General features: G+C 66.6%; 16 protein-coding genes. 8 read left to right on the top strand and 8 right to left on the bottom strand.

Translation table 11 applies throughout. The annotated features are described in order from the left end of the window. The first annotated feature begins 8 nt into the window (after positions 1–8). Positions 9–896 (top strand): LysR family transcriptional regulator, encoded by an 888-nt coding sequence (locus tag ACQPYZ_RS23315; RefSeq protein ID WP_433159740.1) that lies wholly within the window; start codon positions 9–11, stop codon positions 894–896. A 7-nt stretch (positions 897–903) separates the two neighbouring features. On the opposite strand, the gene ACQPYZ_RS23310 is transcribed toward ACQPYZ_RS23315, so the two are convergent. After that, complete coding sequence (locus ACQPYZ_RS23310) at positions 904–1884, bottom strand: aldo/keto reductase (protein ID WP_433159737.1); 981 nt, start codon at positions 1882–1884, stop codon at positions 904–906. A gap of 61 nt (positions 1885–1945) precedes the next feature. Between ACQPYZ_RS23310 and ACQPYZ_RS23305 the strand changes: the two genes are divergently transcribed. Then, complete coding sequence (locus ACQPYZ_RS23305) at positions 1946–2827, top strand: LysR family transcriptional regulator (protein ID WP_433159734.1); 882 nt, start codon at positions 1946–1948, stop codon at positions 2825–2827. Here ACQPYZ_RS23305 and ACQPYZ_RS23300 read toward each other — a convergent pair. Then, complete coding sequence (locus ACQPYZ_RS23300; protein WP_433159731.1) at positions 2815–3789, bottom strand: aldo/keto reductase; 975 nt, start codon at positions 3787–3789, stop codon at positions 2815–2817. The two genes, ACQPYZ_RS23305 and ACQPYZ_RS23300, sit on opposite strands and share 13 nt — an antisense overlap. A 376-nt stretch (positions 3790–4165) precedes the next feature. Between ACQPYZ_RS23300 and ACQPYZ_RS23295 the strand changes: the two genes are divergently transcribed. After that, the gene (locus ACQPYZ_RS23295; protein WP_433159729.1) at positions 4166–5437 is read left to right on the top strand and encodes a DNA cytosine methyltransferase; all 1272 of its coding nucleotides are present in this window, start codon (positions 4166–4168) and stop codon (positions 5435–5437) included. Here ACQPYZ_RS23295 and ACQPYZ_RS23290 read toward each other — a convergent pair. Beyond that, entirely contained in the window at positions 5434–5814 is a 381-nt protein-coding gene (locus ACQPYZ_RS23290) for a very short patch repair endonuclease (RefSeq protein ID WP_433169738.1), read from the bottom strand. The two genes, ACQPYZ_RS23295 and ACQPYZ_RS23290, sit on opposite strands and share 4 nt — an antisense overlap. 111 nt (positions 5815–5925) lie before the next feature. Continuing rightward, on the bottom strand, positions 5926–6960 hold the full coding sequence (locus ACQPYZ_RS23285; protein WP_433159726.1) for a NaeI family type II restriction endonuclease: 1035 nt from the start codon (positions 6958–6960) through the stop codon (positions 5926–5928). Between the two features lie 134 nt (positions 6961–7094). Between ACQPYZ_RS23285 and ACQPYZ_RS23280 the strand changes: the two genes are divergently transcribed. Beyond that, positions 7095–8291 carry a restriction endonuclease gene (locus tag ACQPYZ_RS23280; RefSeq protein WP_433159723.1) on the top strand — a complete coding sequence of 399 codons (1197 nt, stop codon included), beginning with the start codon at positions 7095–7097 and terminating at the stop codon, positions 8289–8291. A 111-nt stretch (positions 8292–8402) separates the two neighbouring features. Beyond that, positions 8403–9458 (top strand): helix-turn-helix transcriptional regulator, encoded by a 1056-nt coding sequence (locus tag ACQPYZ_RS23275; protein ID WP_433159720.1) that lies wholly within the window; start codon positions 8403–8405, stop codon positions 9456–9458. 73 nt (positions 9459–9531) lie between these two features. Here ACQPYZ_RS23275 and ACQPYZ_RS23270 read toward each other — a convergent pair whose 3' ends face one another. From ACQPYZ_RS23270 to ACQPYZ_RS23260, 3 genes are all read right to left on the bottom strand, one after another. Next, a complete protein-coding gene (locus ACQPYZ_RS23270; RefSeq protein ID WP_433159717.1) occupies positions 9532–10083 on the bottom strand; it encodes a CHRD domain-containing protein in 552 nt (183 codons plus the stop codon). An 84-nt stretch (positions 10084–10167) separates the two neighbouring features. Then, entirely contained in the window at positions 10168–10767 is a 600-nt protein-coding gene (locus ACQPYZ_RS23265) for a hypothetical protein (protein ID WP_433159714.1), read from the bottom strand. Then, the gene (locus ACQPYZ_RS23260) at positions 10764–11120 is read right to left on the bottom strand and encodes a hypothetical protein (protein WP_433159712.1); all 357 of its coding nucleotides are present in this window, start codon (positions 11118–11120) and stop codon (positions 10764–10766) included. Before ACQPYZ_RS23260 ends, ACQPYZ_RS23265 begins: the two co-directional genes overlap by 4 nt. Positions 11121–11300: 180 nt before the next feature. Here ACQPYZ_RS23260 and ACQPYZ_RS23255 point away from each other — a divergent pair, with 180 nt between their 5' ends. Continuing rightward, entirely contained in the window at positions 11301–11513 is a 213-nt protein-coding gene (locus tag ACQPYZ_RS23255) for a hypothetical protein (RefSeq protein ID WP_433159709.1), read from the top strand. Between the two features lie 560 nt (positions 11514–12073). Here ACQPYZ_RS23255 and ACQPYZ_RS23250 read toward each other — a convergent pair. Further along, positions 12074–13204 carry an epoxide hydrolase family protein gene (locus tag ACQPYZ_RS23250; RefSeq protein WP_433159706.1) on the bottom strand — a complete coding sequence of 377 codons (1131 nt, stop codon included), beginning with the start codon at positions 13202–13204 and terminating at the stop codon, positions 12074–12076. 55 nt (positions 13205–13259) lie between these two features. Here ACQPYZ_RS23250 and ACQPYZ_RS23245 point away from each other — a divergent pair, with 55 nt between their 5' ends. Together ACQPYZ_RS23245 and ACQPYZ_RS23240 are read left to right on the top strand one after the other, a co-directional pair. Further along, positions 13260–14258, top strand: coding sequence for a helix-turn-helix transcriptional regulator (locus ACQPYZ_RS23245; protein WP_433159704.1), 999 nt, complete (start codon positions 13260–13262; stop codon positions 14256–14258). Positions 14259–14535: 277 nt separating this feature from the next. Continuing rightward, on the top strand, positions 14536–15519 hold the full coding sequence (locus ACQPYZ_RS23240; protein ID WP_433159701.1) for a hypothetical protein: 984 nt from the start codon (positions 14536–14538) through the stop codon (positions 15517–15519). The last annotated feature ends 27 nt before the right edge of the window (positions 15520–15546 follow it).

The raw sequence follows: 15546 nt of genomic DNA, 5'->3' as shown, positions 1-15546 counted from the left end.
TCTTAGTCATGGAGCTGAGGCACTTGGAACACTTTGTGGCGGTGGCCGAGCAGAAGCACTTCACCCGGGCCGCCGAGGCGATGTCGATCTCGCAGTCGGGTCTGTCCGCCTCGATCCGCGCGCTGGAACGTGAGCTCCGCGCCTCGCTCTTCGTCCGCAACACCCGCAGCGTCGAGCTAACCGAGGCCGGCCGCGCTCTCCTATGCGAAGGTCGCCGTGCACTCGCCGCCGCCGAAGCCGCCAAGGACGCGGTCGCCGCCGTGCAAGGCCTCCTGCGCGGGCACCTCACCGTCGGCCTGGAGCAGTGCCTCGGCGTGGTCGACGTACCCGCGCTGCTCGCCAAGTTCCGCTCCGCCTATCCCGGCGTGGAGATCGAGGTACGTCAGGGTGGCTCGACCCCGATGCTCGACGAACTCGCCTCCGGCCGCCTCGACGTCGCGTTCGTAGCGACGGCCGGCGACCCGGTCGACGGCCTCGACCTGCGCCCGCTGTCGCGGGAGTCGATGGTCCTCGTCTGCGCCCCCGACCACCGCCTCGCCTCGGCCACCGCGGTCTCGCTCGACGACCTCGCCGGCGAGTCCTTCGTCGACTTCGACCCGACCTGGGGCGCCCGCGCCATCTCCGACCGGGCCTTCGCGGACGCCGGCGTCGCCCACCCGGTGACGATCGAGGTGAACGACGTCCACACGCTCCTCGCCCTCGTGTCCCACAACCTCGGCGTCGCCCTCGTCCCCGAACGCATCGCCGCCAAGCGAGGCGACCACGTCACCGTCCCGCTCACGCCCGGCTCCGCGTCCTCGTGGCAGGTCTCGGTCGCCGTACCCACCACCCCGGCAGCCTCCCTGGCCGCCGACGCCCTCATCGGCATGCTCCCCACCACAGCCGTCCACAGTTGACGGACGTCTACAGCAGCGTGCCCCCGACGGGCTTCAGCCGGGCGAGCACGGTGTCGATCCGGGCGAGCGTGTCCGGATGCAGCGTGATCTCCGCGGCGGCCAGGTTCTCCTCGATGTGCGCCGGCGTACGGCTTCCCGGAATCGGCACGACCGCCGGATCCTGGTGCAGTAACCACGCCAGCGCGAGCTGACTCCGGGTGATTCCGAGATCCGCCGCGAGCGCCTGCAGGGCGGCGTACGACGCGTTGTTCGCCTCCAGGTTCTTGAAGCGCGGCGCGTTGTTCCGGAAGTCGTCGGCGTCGAGCTCCCGCACGGATCCGGTCAGGAATCCGGCCCCCAGCGGACTCCAAGGTACGACGCCGACGCCGAGCTCCCGCGCCACCTCGAGCAGCTCCGGATCCACCGGCCGCCACATCGACCACTCGGTCTGTACGGCGGCCATCGGGTGCACCCCATGCGCCCGCCGCAACTCGTCCGGCGTCACGTTGCACACGCCGAGCTGCCGAACCTTGCCATCAGCAACGAGCTCCGCCATCGCCCCGACCGACTCCTCGATCGGCACCTGCGGGTCCGGGAAGTGGAGGTAGTACAGATCGATCACGTCCGTGCCGAGGTTGCGAAGACTGCTCTCCGCATACCCGCGGACGTACTTCGGCTCCGCGTTCACGAGCAGCTCCTCGAACGCGTACCCGACCTTCAACGGATGCGCCTCGGCACCGTCCGGAACCGCGAGCCCGAACTTGGTCGCCACCGTGACCTCGTCACGCCGGCCCCGGATCGCCCGCCCGACCACCCGCTCGTTGTGCCCGCCCTCGCCGTACGCGTCACTGGTGTCGATGAACGTCCCGCCGGCCCCGACCGCGGCCTGGATCGCCGCGACCGCGCGGTCGTCGTCGATCTCGCCGTACATGCCGGGGGAGAGGACCATCGCTCCGAACCCGATCGCCGGAACGTCGAGCTCACCGAGCCTGCGAAGTGTCGTCGTCATACCGGCAGCCTCGACGCGCGGCCCCCACCGCGTCCAAGACCTGTTGGTATAACCATTGGCTATGGACGCCCACCTCCGGGAACTGCGGTACTTCGTCGCTGCCGCCGACGAACTGACCGTGACCGCCGCGGCCGCGCGCCTGTTCGTCTCGCAACCAGCGCTGTCCAAGCAACTGCGAGCGCTCGAACGCCGCCTCGGCTTCGACCTGTTCGTCCGCCGGCCGCGCGGTCTCGCCCTCACGGCCCAGGGCAGCTCATTGCTCCCCGTGGCCCGCTCGATCCTCGAGACCTGGGACCGCGGGTACGCCGAGGCGCGTGCGCTCGCGCACCCGAACCAGCTCGTCGTCGGCATGCAAACGGCTGTCGGCCGCGACCTCCAAGGACCTGCCGTCCAACGCTTCCGCTCCCGTGCGCCCGGTTGGACGGTCTCCCTAAGACTGGTCGGCTGGGGCGATCCGACCGCGGGCCTGGCCGACGGTGGCAGCGACGTCGCGTTCGTCTGGCTGCCGATCCCGTCGGACGACCTCGCATGGCGCGTCCTCGTCCGCGAACCGAGGTGGGTCGCCCTCCCCGCCGGGCACCGCCTCGCCGACCGCGCCGAGCTCGCCTTCTCGGATCTACTCGACGAACCCTTCGTCGCCCTGCCCGCCGCAGCCGGCCCGCTCCGCGACTTCTGGCTCGCTTCCGACGCCCGCGGCGTACATCCACCCGTCATCGGCGCCGAAGCCACCGCCGCCGACGAGGTTCTCGAACTCGTCAACGCAGGAGTGGGCGTCGCCCTCATCGCCGAGGGCAACGCCCACCTCTATAAACGCCCAGGCCTGACGTTCCGCCCGGTCCCCGACCTCGCCCCGGCGGCGTTGGCCGTCGCCTGGCGCCGTACGGACGCCCGCGACATCGTCAGGCTGTTCCTCGACTCGATCGAGTCGAGCTACCAGGCGTAGTCCTCGGGAGCGGTCTTGTACCCGGGGAAGATCTCGTCCAGCTTGGCGAGCGCCTTCTCGTCCAGCTTGATGTCGACCGCGCGCACCGCCGAGTCCAGCTGCTCCATCGTCCGCGGCCCGACGATCGGGCCGGTCACGGCCGGCTGGTGCAGCAGCCACGCCAGCGCGAGCTCGCCAGGCTCGTGGCCGAGCTCGTCCGAGAACGCCTCGTACTGCTCGATCTGCGGCCGCAGCGTCTCGAGCGCCTCCTTCGAGCGTCCCTCGAGCCGCCGTACGCCCTGGCTCTCCTTGCGGATGACACCACCCAGCAGACCGCCGTGCAGCGGCGACCAGGGGATCACGCCCAGCCCGTAGGCCTCCGCCGCCGGCAGCAACTCCCGCTCGACGTCACGCTGGATCAGGTTGTACAGCGACTGCTCGCTGACCAGGCCCAGGTAATTCCGCCGCGCCGCCGCCTCCTGCGCCTGCGCGATGTGCCACCCCGCGAAGTTGCTCGATCCGGCGTACAGCACCTTGCCCTGCTGTACGGCGACCTCCAGCGCCTGCCAGATCTCGTCCCACGGCGTCGCCCGGTCCACGTGGTGGAACTGGTACAGATCCACGTAGTCCGTCCGCAACCGCTTCAGGCTGGCGTCGAGCGACCGGCGGATGTTGAGCGCCGACAACTTGCTCGTGTTCGGCCACTCCTGTCCCATGTCGCCGTACACCTTGGTCGCCAGCACCGTCTTCTCCCGGTTCCCCGGATCCTTGGCGAACCACTCCCCGATGATCTCCTCCGTCCGCCCCGGGTAGATCGCCCGCCCGTACCCGTTCGCCGTATCGAAGAAGTTCACCCCCTTCTCGTGCGCCGCATCCATGATCGCGTGCGCATCCCCCACCTCGGTATGAGGACCGAAGTTCATAGTCCCCAACACAACCCGACTAACCTTCAGTCCCGTACGCCCAAGCTGACTAAATTCCATACCCCCACCCTCGCTCGCCGTTTCCGACACTTCCAACAGAAAGATCAGCTCAGTCCGATCACCTCAGCTTCTGACCGGGTCGCTGGGCTAGGTGCGGACCGCACTGAGTCTTCTGTGCGGGGTGACGACGCGAGTCTCTGAGCACATGCGGAAAGTAGTCGAGGGAGCGACGGCGGGCGTCCCCGATTGGCGCGCAGGCAGGCGCTAGGCTCTGCTTCATCGGTCCCCGGAAGAGTGAGAGCCGTCGGCATGTGCCACGCCATGACTAGACGAGATGGTGACCGGGTGACGTCTGCTCAGCGACTTGCTCTGGAGTCACCCCCCGGCTGGTGGCCGGATTTGACTCTGGAACGTGACGATTTCTACACTCGAACAAATGTTCGACTTCCGGGGAGGCTTGATGACCCAGCTGCGAGTAGTGGAGATCTGCGCGGGAGCGGGCGGTCAGGCTTTAGGCCTCGAACGCGCAGGATTTGAGCATGCACTAGCTGTCGAGCTGGATGCCATGGCAGCCGAGACGCTCAAGCTCAACCGGCCCGAGTGGGACGTCCGGGTCGGCGACGTCGCGGACACAGCCGTATGGAACCCGGCGGATTTCACCGGAATCGACTTGCTCGCGGGTGGTGTACCGTGCCCACCGTTCTCGATCGCCGGCAAGCAGCTGGGTGCGAAGGATGAGCGGGATCTGTTCGCTTGGGCAGTTGAGCTCTGCGGACTGATGCGTCCGAGGGCGCTGATGCTCGAGAATGTGCGTGGGTTATCCGCGCCGCGTTTCTCGGCCTATCGCCAGCATGTCCTGGATCGGCTTAGTGAGCTCGGTTACGTCGCCGACTGGCGCCTGCTTCAGGCGTCGGACTTCAACGTTCCGCAGTTGCGGCCGCGTTTCGTCCTCGTTGCGTTGAGCGCTGAGGATGCGCCCTACTTCAGCTGGCCCGAAACAACCCCAGTCCAGCGGACGGTAGGGGAGGAACTGGTCGACCTGATGCGCTCAAACGGCTGGGAGCACGCCGAGCACTGGTCGAGGCGGGCCAACAAGATCGCTCCTACCATCGTTGGCGGTTCAAAGAAGCATGGTGGTGCTGACCTCGGACCGACTCGCGCCAAGCGTGCCTGGGCGGAGCTAGGCGTCGATGGGCTCGGCGTCGCCGATGCTCCTCCACCGGCCGGTACGCCAGAACATTTCAACCCGAAGCTGACCGTTGAGATGGTCGCCAGGTTGCAGGGGTGGCGTGATGACTGGAACTGGCGTTTCGCCGGGCGCAAGACTTCCCGATACCGCCAGGTGGGCAACGCCTTCCCGCCGCCAGTTGCTGAGGCTATTGGCCAGCGCATCGTCGCGGCGCTGAATCATGTGGGTGAGCCGCGGCTTCAAAGCGAAGCTGTCACTCACGACGCTGTGTACAGAGTCCTGCGGGCAGCTGATAGACCCCTCACGATTGACCAGATCTTCCAGGAGATCGACGGCGTCCTCACCCGTGAGGAGATCGACCTCCGGCTCAAGCACTTGATGCGTGACTTCGACATGAACGTCAAGCCATCGAGGTCCAACGAGCTAGCCTTCAAGCTTGGTGGATTCCGGGCGTTCATAGGACAAGATGACCATGTCCGGCACGAATATCTTGCTCAGAAGCGCTCGAAGGTTAGTTAAGCAACCTTGGTCTGCAGGGCTTGCTTGACCAGACGCACGGCAGTCTCAAGTGACTCGTGCTCCCAGATGCGAACCACAGTCCAGCCATCATCCTGAAGTGCAGCATCAGCCAGGCGGTCCCGCTCGACGTTTCGCGCAAGCTTGGGGGACCAGTATCTGGAGTTCACCGAGGGTTGACGCCCGTGTTCTGGACAGCAGTGCCAGAAACATCCGTCGACGAAGACGGCGATCTTCCGGGCGGTGAAGACAATGTCCGGCCGCACTCGCCGCGACGAAGTCTGCACCACCATGTCTTTGCGGAAGCGGTGCCCGTCCCTGTGTAGCGCAGACCGCAGCCGAATCTCGGGTTTCGTATTCACCCGGCGAATGGCCTGCATGTTCCGTGACCTGCCCGCGCTCGTGGGCGTGTCCAGCACCTCGTTGACCAAGCGGGGCCGGCGAGCGTCTCCACTAGCCCCTTCGGTCGCCTGACGCCTTGTCATTCGCAGCTACACCTCGGACTCGATCGGAGCGCTCTCCGTCAACATCCCCGTTCCACTTGCGCCCTGCTTCTTCGGCTTCCGGACGTCCGGAAGTTTGGGTGCAGGAAGCACAATCTCGTCTTCGTCGCGTGCTAGCCGCCAGTGACGCCCATCGAGCTCCACGCTCCAAGGGGCGTGCTCCTCTGACGGTACGACTTTGAAGCTTACGACCTCACCTGGCTCAGGCACGACGACGCCGAGGCGTCGGGCAACGGATCGATGTGCCTCGTAGTCTCCGCCCGGGATGAGGTAACCCTCCTGCCTCAGGGTCGTCCGCGCTCCGTTGCCGTTGTCCCTCAGTCTCGCCATATAGTCGTCCTGCTGCGCCAGCGTAGCGATCGTGTTCCGCCCGATCCGCTTTTCGGTCACTCGTCTCAGCAGCTCAGTTACACGAGCCTGTCCAGACCGGGGAGCAAGCACCTGCGCAAGCGTGGTCGGCGGCAGGCCGAGCAAGACGTTCGGCGGCAGGTCGGCTTCCAGCTGCAACCATGCGATCTGCTCACGTCCCTTGGCGCTGAGCTGCGTCTTCCCATCCCGGTTGACGCTGACTCGCCGATTAGCATCAGACGCTCTGACAACACCGAGACTCCAAGTCCCACGCTGGTCGTTAGCCCAGGCAACCAGCAAGAGATGCCCGAAGCACTCTGGCGGCAGCATCCACCCGCCGAAGCTTTGAGAGAACTTGCAGTCGACGTCATGTCCGCAGATCAGGTAGTCAAGCGGCCGGCCCTCGGCGGTGTCATCGATGACGTCGTCAAACTCCCGCCGCAAGTTGATCTCTAGCAGCGTCCCATAGTGCGTCTTCTCCGTCTTAAACAGCTGATCCCACCGAAACCGCCCAGTGTGCTGCCCGTCGTACAGTTGATCGTAGGTGGCCCTGAAGACTGCGCCTGCGCGCTTGCCATCCGGATCCGCCGCTTTGAAGGCTTCTACGACCATGTCCCGCTGAGGATCCGACTCTGGTTCAGGCACAGGCATGTCTGGCAGTTGATCGTCGCGCACTCGGGTGACGATAGACCCTGGCGCGGAAGGTGTGCCCAACAGGCGGAGTGTCGGTCCGGTGACAGCGAATTACTCACAACTCGCTGCGGCGGCGCTAGCGACCGATTGATCAGCAGGAGAGCTAGCCTGCCTGGGTGAGTCTGAGCGCGGTGGTGCCGTTCGCTGGCCTCGAGAGGGCCGATCTGGTCGTGGATGGACTGTATGAGGGCGGGACGAACGGTACGGTTGCCGATGACCCGCTCGCGCGATTGTTGCCCGTTGGCAACCAGGGTGGATTTCGGTACAAGGGATCGCCGCGGGCGGGAACTGTACGAGTCGTAGCGCTCTACGCGACGGCTGCTGAGGTTGACTGGCCTGACGTCTTGGATACTCAGACCGGTGTCTTCACCTACTACGGTGACAACCGCAGGCCCGGACGCGAGTTGCACGACACGCAGCGAGGCGGCAACCTGCTCCTGAGGAACGTTTTCGAGCTAAGCCACGGCACCCCGGTCGAGCGGCGCCAAGTTCCGCCCTTCCTGTTGTTCGAAAAGGCCTTCCCGGGACGGAGCATCATCTTTCGAGGCCTGCTGGTGCCCGGTGCCGAGGCGACGACAAGCGATGATGATCTAGTTGCGATCTGGCGCACGACGCGCGGTCTCCGATTCCAGAACTATCGGGCGCATTTCACGGTTCTAGATGCCGGCCGCATCTCCCGGGCATGGATCGATGACGTCCTCGATGGGAATGCCAGTGATAGTAGATATTGCCCTGCGGTCTGGAAGGCGTGGGTGGAAAACCGGGTCTTCACCCCGATGCTGGCGCCCCCGACGACCATCACGCGGAGCAAGGCTCAGCAACTTCCGGGCGATCCCGAAGGTCGAGCGATCCTTCAGGAAATCCGCGAGTATTACCGCGACCGAGAGCACGACTTCGAGGTTGCGGCTGTTCAGTTGTGGCGGCTGATCGCTCCAGCTACAGGGCGGTGCGACGTGACCCAGCCGAGTCGAGACGGCGGGCGAGACGCGGTCGGCGAGTACATCCTCGGACCTACGGCGGACCCGATCAGGATCGACTTCGCTCTCGAGGCTAAGTGCTACTCCGTCGACAACTCCGTTGGTGTACGCGAAGTCGCTCGACTGATCTCCCGGATCCGGCATCGCCAGTTCGGAGCGTTCGTCACGACGTCGTACTTTCACACGCAGGTCTATGCGGAGGTACGAACTGATGGTCATCCGATCGCGCTCGTCTGCGGTCGAGACATAGTCGAAGCTCTGCGATCCCACGGCTACACCGATGTCGGCAAGGTCCGGGCCTGGCTGGACAGCATCGGGGGTCGCGTTCAGGCCTGATGCTGACGCGGACTGGTGCGGCGAAGTCGGGTATCGCGAGATTGTCGGGTGGACGAAAACCCCTGGCTATCGCGGAAGTGTTCCCGCCGCGGTGGGTGGGAGTATGGCGGGATGTTGGAGACGTCTACCAGGTTGTTGCGGTTGTTGGGGTTGTTGCAGGTGCGGGGGGAGTGGGCGGGGCGGGAGCTGGCTGGGCGGTTGGGAGTTTCTACTCGGACGCTTCGGACGGATGTGGAGCGGTTGCGGGGGTTGGGGTATCCGGTGGAGGCTCGGCCGGGGGTTGCTGGTGGGTATCGGTTGGGGGCTGGTGGGGTGTTGCCGCCGTTGTTGCTGGATGACGACGAGGCGGTGGCTGTTGCGGTGGGGTTGCGTTCGGCGGCTGCGGGTGGGATTGCGGGGATCGAGGAGACGTCCGTACGGGCGTTGGTGAAGCTGGAGCAGGTGCTGCCATCGCGGTTGCGGCATCGGGTGCGGGCGTTGGCGGGGGCGACGGTTGCGGTCGGTGGGAGTGAGGGGCGGGTTGATGCCGAGGTCCTGACGGCGATTGCGGCTGCGGTGCGGGATCGGGAGGCGTTGCGGTTCGAGTACGACGGCGGGTCGGCGGGTGGCGTGTGGGGGAGCCGGGCGGACGGGACCGATCACCCGAGGGAAGGTTCGGAGGAGGTTGAGGAGCCGCAAGCCCCGCGCGTTGTGGAGCCTCATCGGTTGGTGGCTTGGGGGCGGCGGTGGTACCTGGTGGGGTGGGATCGGGGGCGGCAGGGGTGGCGGACGTTTCGGGTTGATCGGATGCGGTTGAAGGTGCCTAACGGGCCGCGGTTCACGCCGAGGGAGTTGCCTGAGGAGGACGTGGCGGAGTTCGTACGGCGTTCTGTCGGTACGGCGTCGTGGCAGTACCGGGCCCGGGTGAAGGTGTTCGTGTCGGCGGAGTACGTGAAGAATCGGATGCCGATCCCGATCGAGCCCGAGGTGGTCGACGATGGCGCGTGCATCGTCGAGATGGGGTCGGACGATCCGCATCAGTTGGCGTTGTGGTTGGGGTTGCTGGATGCGGAGTTCGAAGTACTCGATGCGCCGGAGCTCGCCCAGGCAGTAAGAGAGGTCGGCGACAGGTACCACCGGGCGGCGGGCAAGGCCGACCAAGGGCGGACCGCGGTCGCCCGCCCTTGATCCCCCACGCCATCCTCGCCGCGCAGCAGGTCGCCCCGCGGCTACGCGTCTCGCAGCAGGTCGCCGTGCCGGCTCAGTGGTGGTGGTCGAGTTGGCCGCGGATCTCGCCCGCTGGGAAGCGGTCGGTGTGGACGTTGACGTACGTCGTCCCGTTGCGGATCGCCTTGACGAAGTCGTCGTACTGGCCGGCAAGCAGGCTCTGCGACACCGGGCCGACAACGTCGGCGGCTCGGATCGTGCCGGTCACGGTCGCCGGCGCCGCGGGGCATGCTTGAGTGCCGGCGGGGCCGTTGCCCAGGTTGGTGCAGAGGAACACGCTGATGCCGCCGCTCTGCGCCTTCCCGCCGAAGTGGATATGTGCCTGTGAGACCACGCCTTCCAGGCTGGTGTAGCTGAGCCGCCAGGTGATCTGCTTGTTCCGGTCGTCGATCCGGGCCTGGAACTGACCCGAGCCGTTCGTTGAGATCGGGGCCGGGTCCTCCTCGTAGCCGGACAGACGTTCGCGCACCGTGCTGGGCGAGCTTCCCGCGTCGTCACGGCCCGCCGTCGCCACACTGCCGGAAGCGGTGGCCACCACCCCGACCGCGATCGCCGCCGCAGCTAGTCGTGCTCTTCTTGCCGCCATCTGTTCCTCCCTCACCGAGGTACGGATGTGACCGTCGTCACACCCCTTTGAACGATGGCAAGGCCCACACGGTTCAGCCGACGCTCATAACTCCCGACCTGGTGGACCGTCGCGAGTCGGACCAGCGCGCGTCGGCGAAGTAGGCGGACGCGGCTGAAGTGCCCCGGAAGGATGAGCAACGTCGGAGGCTGCAGCGAGCGCCTTGCGCAGGTCCGGTGGAAGTGGCTGACGCAACGGGGCGGCAGTCGAGGTGGCAGTCGCTGAGTTGAGTTTCTGGATCTTGACGCCGCGGCCGCGGCCGAGACGGGCGGCGGCGACGTCGAACGGGCGGTCGTTCATGCGAGGTTCGAAGGCGATGACCTCGCGATACGGGAGGCCGCCGTCCTCGGGCTCGAACTCGCGGTAGAGCATGCGATGGGATGGTCCCAGCTCGTGATTGCCTCGGCTTTCCGGGATGACCGCGAGCTTGATCTCCGCGCAGTCGCTCAAGTCGTAGTCCCTGTAGCCGAGTCGCTTACCCTCGACGAAGTCTTCCTGGCCATGCGCGAGAGCACGGAGGCCTGTCTCCAGAGCACGGAGCTCGCGGTCTCGGAGACCGCCTGGGGATTGCGTCGCCGCGGCTCGCCTGAGCACGGCAAGTTGTTGCAGGACCTTCCGGTGCACGAGAAGGCGGTACTGCGTCATTGCGGCTTGGGACGGTCGGAGTCGTCGAGTGGTTGGCTGAGGTCCAGGCCGAGCTCTTCGGCTACCTGCTCGATGGGGACCGAAGGGCCGGACGGGTTCTTGAGGCGGTGGCGGAGGACCGAGTAGCTGGAGTCGAAGCCTTCCTCGTCGATGGCGGTCTCGACGAGCGCGCGCCAGACCTCGAACGGAATGACGACGCCCTCGGGCTGGCCGGCGTCGCCGTAGATCAGTGGCTCGGTCTCGCCTGAGCGGAAGAGGGCGAGAAGGTTGGACAGGTGCTTCGAAGCTGCAGCGGTGGTCAGTACCCACACGCGCTCGCCGCTGGGCAGGAGGTGCTCGGTTTCGTCGTCCATACGGACAGCTTAGGAGTGTGGGGCTGGGTGGCGTGGGAGTTATCCACAGGGGAATTTGAGTAGCCTGAGGGGATGGGTGAAGGGCGGTGGGTTGAGGTTCGGGTGGTGGGGGATTTGGGGGCGGCCCAGGGGGTCAAGGCTGTTCGGGAGGTTCGGCGGGAGTTGGCTGAGCAGGAGTTCATGACTCAGGCGGGGGTGGGGGATCGGCCGGAGTTGGCGGTGGCCTTGAACGGGGTGGAGGTGCCGGCGTTGGTCGACGTACTGAAGCGGTGGATCTGCCGGCGGCACGGGCCGGGGACGGTGCGGCTGACCCTCGGCGACGAGTCGATCGAGGTGGACAAGCCGACGTTCGACCGGCAGAAGCTCAGTGCGTTTCTCTTGAGGGGGCAGTAAGTCAGCCTGAGTGCGTCGCTCTCGAGGGAGCAATAGGCGACGTTCGGCCGGCGGAGCCTCAGCGCGTTTCCCTCGAGGTGGCAGTAGGCGGCGAGTCGCCAGGCCATCGGCAGGAGCGGCAGTCGGCGTACGACGCTCGACTAGCTGGGCGAGACCGCGAACGGGCGCGGCGCAGGCGGCCGATCGTTCGAACCGGGGCTGTGGTCGTGCAGTCAAACGGTGACGCCGTGAGCCGTTGTGGAGTGGGTGGTGCGGGCGTAGCGTCGAGAGCACTATTTGGCAATGTGGCCGACGGGGGGACGGCTCACCAAGGGGGACCTCACAAGCCCGGGCGTGCGTGCTGACACAAGCCCGCGCACTGCTCCGCCTCTCGACCTGCCTGTGCCGGTGGTCTCTGAGACAGAGGTCGGTACCGCGCTTCCCCCCGGGCGCTGTGTATCCGCACCGTCCTGCGCGATCGGGATCGCGGAGAGGCTCTGCCCTGACGTCCCTCCCGCTGGGCGGAGCCCAGGAGCCCGGAGCGCATCGGCGCTCCGGGCTTCCCGCGGTGAAGGGATTGGCTACGCGGTGCGGAAGAAGGTGCGCAGGTCGGTGGCGAGTTCCTCGGGGCGCTCGAGCGAGGCGTAGTGACCGCCCTTGTCGAACGTCGACCAGTGGACGATGTTGGTGTTGTCCCGCTCGGCGAGCGGGCGGATCGTCTTGAAGTCGTCGGCGAACACGGCGACCCCGGTGCGCGCGTGGTTCTGCGTCGGTTCGGCGCCCGAGTGCGCCTCCTCGAAGTGGTAGCGGCCGGCCGCGGCGGACGTGTTGGTGAACCAGTACAGCGAGACCTCGGTCAGGATCTGGTCGCGGGTGACCAGGCTGGTGCCGTTGCCAAAGCTGTTGAACAGTTCGTTCCAGGCGAGCTGGCCGACAGGGGAGTCGGAGATGCCGACGGCAACGGTCTGCGGACGGGTCGCGTTGATCTGGTTGTACCCGCCGACCGACTGGAACCACTGCAGGTGCTCCAGCGCCGCGTAGTCGGCCGGCGTGAACTTCTCGAACTCGGCGGGGTCGCCGGACGGGAAGGAGAACAATTGCAGCACGTGCAGGCCGAGGAAGCCGTCCGGGTTCAGCAGCCCGAGCTCCCGCGAGACCATCGCGCCGGCGTCCGAGCCGTGGCTGCCGTACGACGAGTAGCCGAGCCGGCGCATCAGGGTGTCGAAGGTCCGGGCGACCCGGGCCATCGTCCAGCCGCGGTCGTTGAGCGGAGTGCTGAACCCGAAGCCCGGGATCGACGGTACGACGACCGAGAACGCGTCCTCGGCGGCGCCGCCGTACGCGACCGGATCGGTCAGCGGGCCGATCAGGTCGAGGAAGTCGACGTACGAGCCGGGGTAGGAGTGGACGAGGAGCAGCGGGGTCGCGTTCTCGACCTTCGACGGCACGTGCAGGAAGTGGACGGTCTGGCCGTCGATCTCGGTCAGGTAGTGCGGGAACTCGTTCATCCGCGCTTCCTGCTCGCGCCAGTCGAAGCCGTTCTGCCAGTGGTCGACCATGTCGCGGAGGTAGTGGTTCGGAGTGCCGTAGTCCCAGTCGTCGCCGGGAGCGGGCTCGGGCAGCCGCGTCCGCGCGAGGCGGACGAGCAGATCGTCCAGGTCGGCCTGGGCGATGTCGACGGTGAAGGGCCGGATGCTCTCGTGTGTGCTCATGGCTTCACCGTAGAATCCGTATAGGAACAGTAGATTCCTATTTAGGAGATCACTTGTGCTGGAGACTTCCTCGCGGCTGCTGAGCCTGCTCGCGTTGCTCCAGTCCCGCCCGGCATGGACCGGATCGGAGCTCGCCGAGCGGCTCGAGGTCACCACGCGGACCATCCGCAACGACGTCGACCGGCTACGCGAACTCGGGTATCCGGTCGACGCGACGCGCGGGCCCGCCGGGCACTACCAGCTCGGAGTCGGCGCCAAGCTGCCGCCGCTGCTGCTGGACGACGAGGAAGCGGTCGCGGTCGCCGTCGGGCTGCGGACCGGCGCCGGTGTGGTCGGGATGGCGGAGAGCAGTGCGCGGGCCTTGACCAAGTTGGAGCAGGTGCTGCCGCATCGGCTCCGGCGGCAGGTGAACGCGATCCACAGCACGATGGAGAAGGGTCCGGACAACACCGGCTCCAACGTGCCGGATCCCGAGATCGACCCGGCGGTGCTGACCGCGGTCGCGGCCTGCATCCGGGACGAGCACTACCTGCGCTTCGACTACTCGGTACCCGTCGGAACGCCGATCCGCGGTCCCGGGTCGGGCAGCGCCTCCGACCTGCCGATCCTGGTGGAGCCGTACCGATTGGTGAGCTGGCAGCGGTACTGGTACCTGGTCGCGCGCGACGAGTCCGGTGCCTGGCACACCTACCGGGTCGACTGGATGTCGTTGCGGATGGCAACAGGTCGCCGGTACAAGCCACGGCCGATGCCAGGTGACGACTATACGGATTTCGTACTGCGAGACGTCGCGACGACGGGGTGGAAGGTTCATGCCCGGATCACGGTGTTCGCGCCGGCGCAGGAGGTGCTGTCGCGGATCCACGCCGCCGTCGGCGTGGTCGAGTCCGTCGACGAGAACACCAGCGTGCTCGTCACCGGCGCCGACTCGCTCGAGATCGTTGCCGTCTACATCGGCATGCTCGGCCTCGACTTCCACGTCGACAACCCACCCGAACTCGTCCAGCACCTCAGAACCATCGGCAACCGCTACCTCCGCGCGATCGACGATTGAGACCAACAGCCGGGGCTCGAGTCACGGATCTGGTGGGAGAGCCTTTCGCCGGTGTTCACCAGGATGATGGTGCGTCGTGTGATCCGAACCCTAGGATGCCGAGGCCAGCGAAACTTCGACGAAGGCCGGTGCGATGTCCGAATCGATAACCCGCCGTGGGCTTCTTGCCGGAGCGGCGGCAACGGGTGTGGCCCTCGCTGTTCCCGGTGTGGCGACGGCACAGCAGTTGGGCTATGCGGCGTTTCGGATCGTCCGGTTTCGGCCCGGTGAGCCGAGCGTGCCGGAGATACTCCTTCCCGACGGGTACGAGTTCGTGCCGGGTGAGCGGTACTCGGTGGCCAGCCGGTCGGAGTACTACGCCTTCGTTCGGGGCCCGTGGTCCGACCAGGGAATAGAGGTGCAGGTCCGATGGCCGGGCGTGTCGGTGCGGGCGGTGGTTCATCAGGAATCCAGACTTGACCTGCACCCCGACCGGTCAGGCGGCAAGGTCGCTTTCATGCTCCCGGTGAACCAGCCGACCATCGACGCGAACCAGCCCACCATCCAGGTGTGGTCCCAGCCTGACATCTCGCCGGGTATGAACTTTCGGATCGAGCACAACGATGCGGACCGGGCTGCCGGCCCGTGGACCGGCGTGCCGTGGCCGGCCGGACAGGTCCGGTCGGTCATCCATCAACTGATGGCCGCGCACATCATCTGGCGTGACTCGGGCATGGTGGCTCACGCCGCCGCGAAGGGGCATCGGTTCGTGCTGATGGGGTTCGAGACCAACAACACGTTGCATGCCGACAACCCGCCGCACTGGCACATCTCCTACAACTCAGGTGCCAACTTCTCGGCGCCGACGCACAACCCGCACTTCTGGCTCGATGCCAACGGACGCACGTTCTACAACGGGATGGATGTCACTGGGCTCGGCCGGCTCAAGCACTACGTCGGGGATCCCGCGCCGGTGTACGACTTCATCGGTGCCGCGAACGACGGCAGGGGGCAGCTCGTGGTGACCTTCACCATTCGGGAGGACGGCGGCCTCGACATCGAGCCTGCCGACGGGCAACGCTATGCGATCGCCGCCGGCCGCGACGGCTCCCTGGTCGACGAGGTCACCGTGCTGCGCGGCGATCAGCCATGGCTGCGGATCGCCGCCACGGACCGGGTCAAGTACGGCGTGCTGACGACGACGGTGCACGGCTTGCAGAACCGGTCCGAGAGCCGCGCCCTGGTGCTTCGGTACGACCCACTCACCGGCGTGCTGCGCTGAAGCTGTGGTCGGTGCGCTGAGGGGCCG

This window comes from Kribbella sp. CA-247076, from assembly GCF_050942445.1.
Classification (GTDB): domain Bacteria; phylum Actinomycetota; class Actinomycetes; order Propionibacteriales; family Kribbellaceae; genus Kribbella.
Note: the sequence above shows the minus strand (reverse complement) of the source record. Positions and strands in the feature narration are given on the sequence as shown.

Bases quoted from the DNA above. Each gene is read 5' to 3' on its own strand.
- ACQPYZ_RS23315 (WP_433159740.1), top strand. From the start codon at position 9: ATGGAGCTGAGGCACTTGGAACACTTTGTGGCGGTGGCCGAGCAGAAG.
- ACQPYZ_RS23310 (WP_433159737.1), bottom strand. From the start codon at position 1,884: ATGACGACGACACTTCGCAGGCTCGGTGAGCTCGACGTTCCGGCGATC.
- ACQPYZ_RS23305 (WP_433159734.1), top strand. From the start codon at position 1,946: ATGGACGCCCACCTCCGGGAACTGCGGTACTTCGTCGCTGCCGCCGAC.
- ACQPYZ_RS23300 (WP_433159731.1), bottom strand. From the start codon at position 3,789: ATGGAATTTAGTCAGCTTGGGCGTACGGGACTGAAGGTTAGTCGGGTT.
- ACQPYZ_RS23295 (WP_433159729.1), top strand. From the start codon at position 4,166: ATGTTCGACTTCCGGGGAGGCTTGATGACCCAGCTGCGAGTAGTGGAG.
- ACQPYZ_RS23290 (WP_433169738.1), bottom strand. From the start codon at position 5,814: ATGCAGGCCATTCGCCGGGTGAATACGAAACCCGAGATTCGGCTGCGG.
- ACQPYZ_RS23275 (WP_433159720.1), top strand. From the start codon at position 8,403: ATGTTGGAGACGTCTACCAGGTTGTTGCGGTTGTTGGGGTTGTTGCAG.
- ACQPYZ_RS23270 (WP_433159717.1), bottom strand. From the start codon at position 10,083: ATGGCGGCAAGAAGAGCACGACTAGCTGCGGCGGCGATCGCGGTCGGG.
- ACQPYZ_RS23265 (WP_433159714.1), bottom strand. From the start codon at position 10,767: ATGACGCAGTACCGCCTTCTCGTGCACCGGAAGGTCCTGCAACAACTT.
- ACQPYZ_RS23260 (WP_433159712.1), bottom strand. From the start codon at position 11,120: ATGGACGACGAAACCGAGCACCTCCTGCCCAGCGGCGAGCGCGTGTGG.
- ACQPYZ_RS23255 (WP_433159709.1), top strand. From the start codon at position 11,301: ATGACTCAGGCGGGGGTGGGGGATCGGCCGGAGTTGGCGGTGGCCTTG.
- ACQPYZ_RS23250 (WP_433159706.1), bottom strand. From the start codon at position 13,204: ATGAGCACACACGAGAGCATCCGGCCCTTCACCGTCGACATCGCCCAG.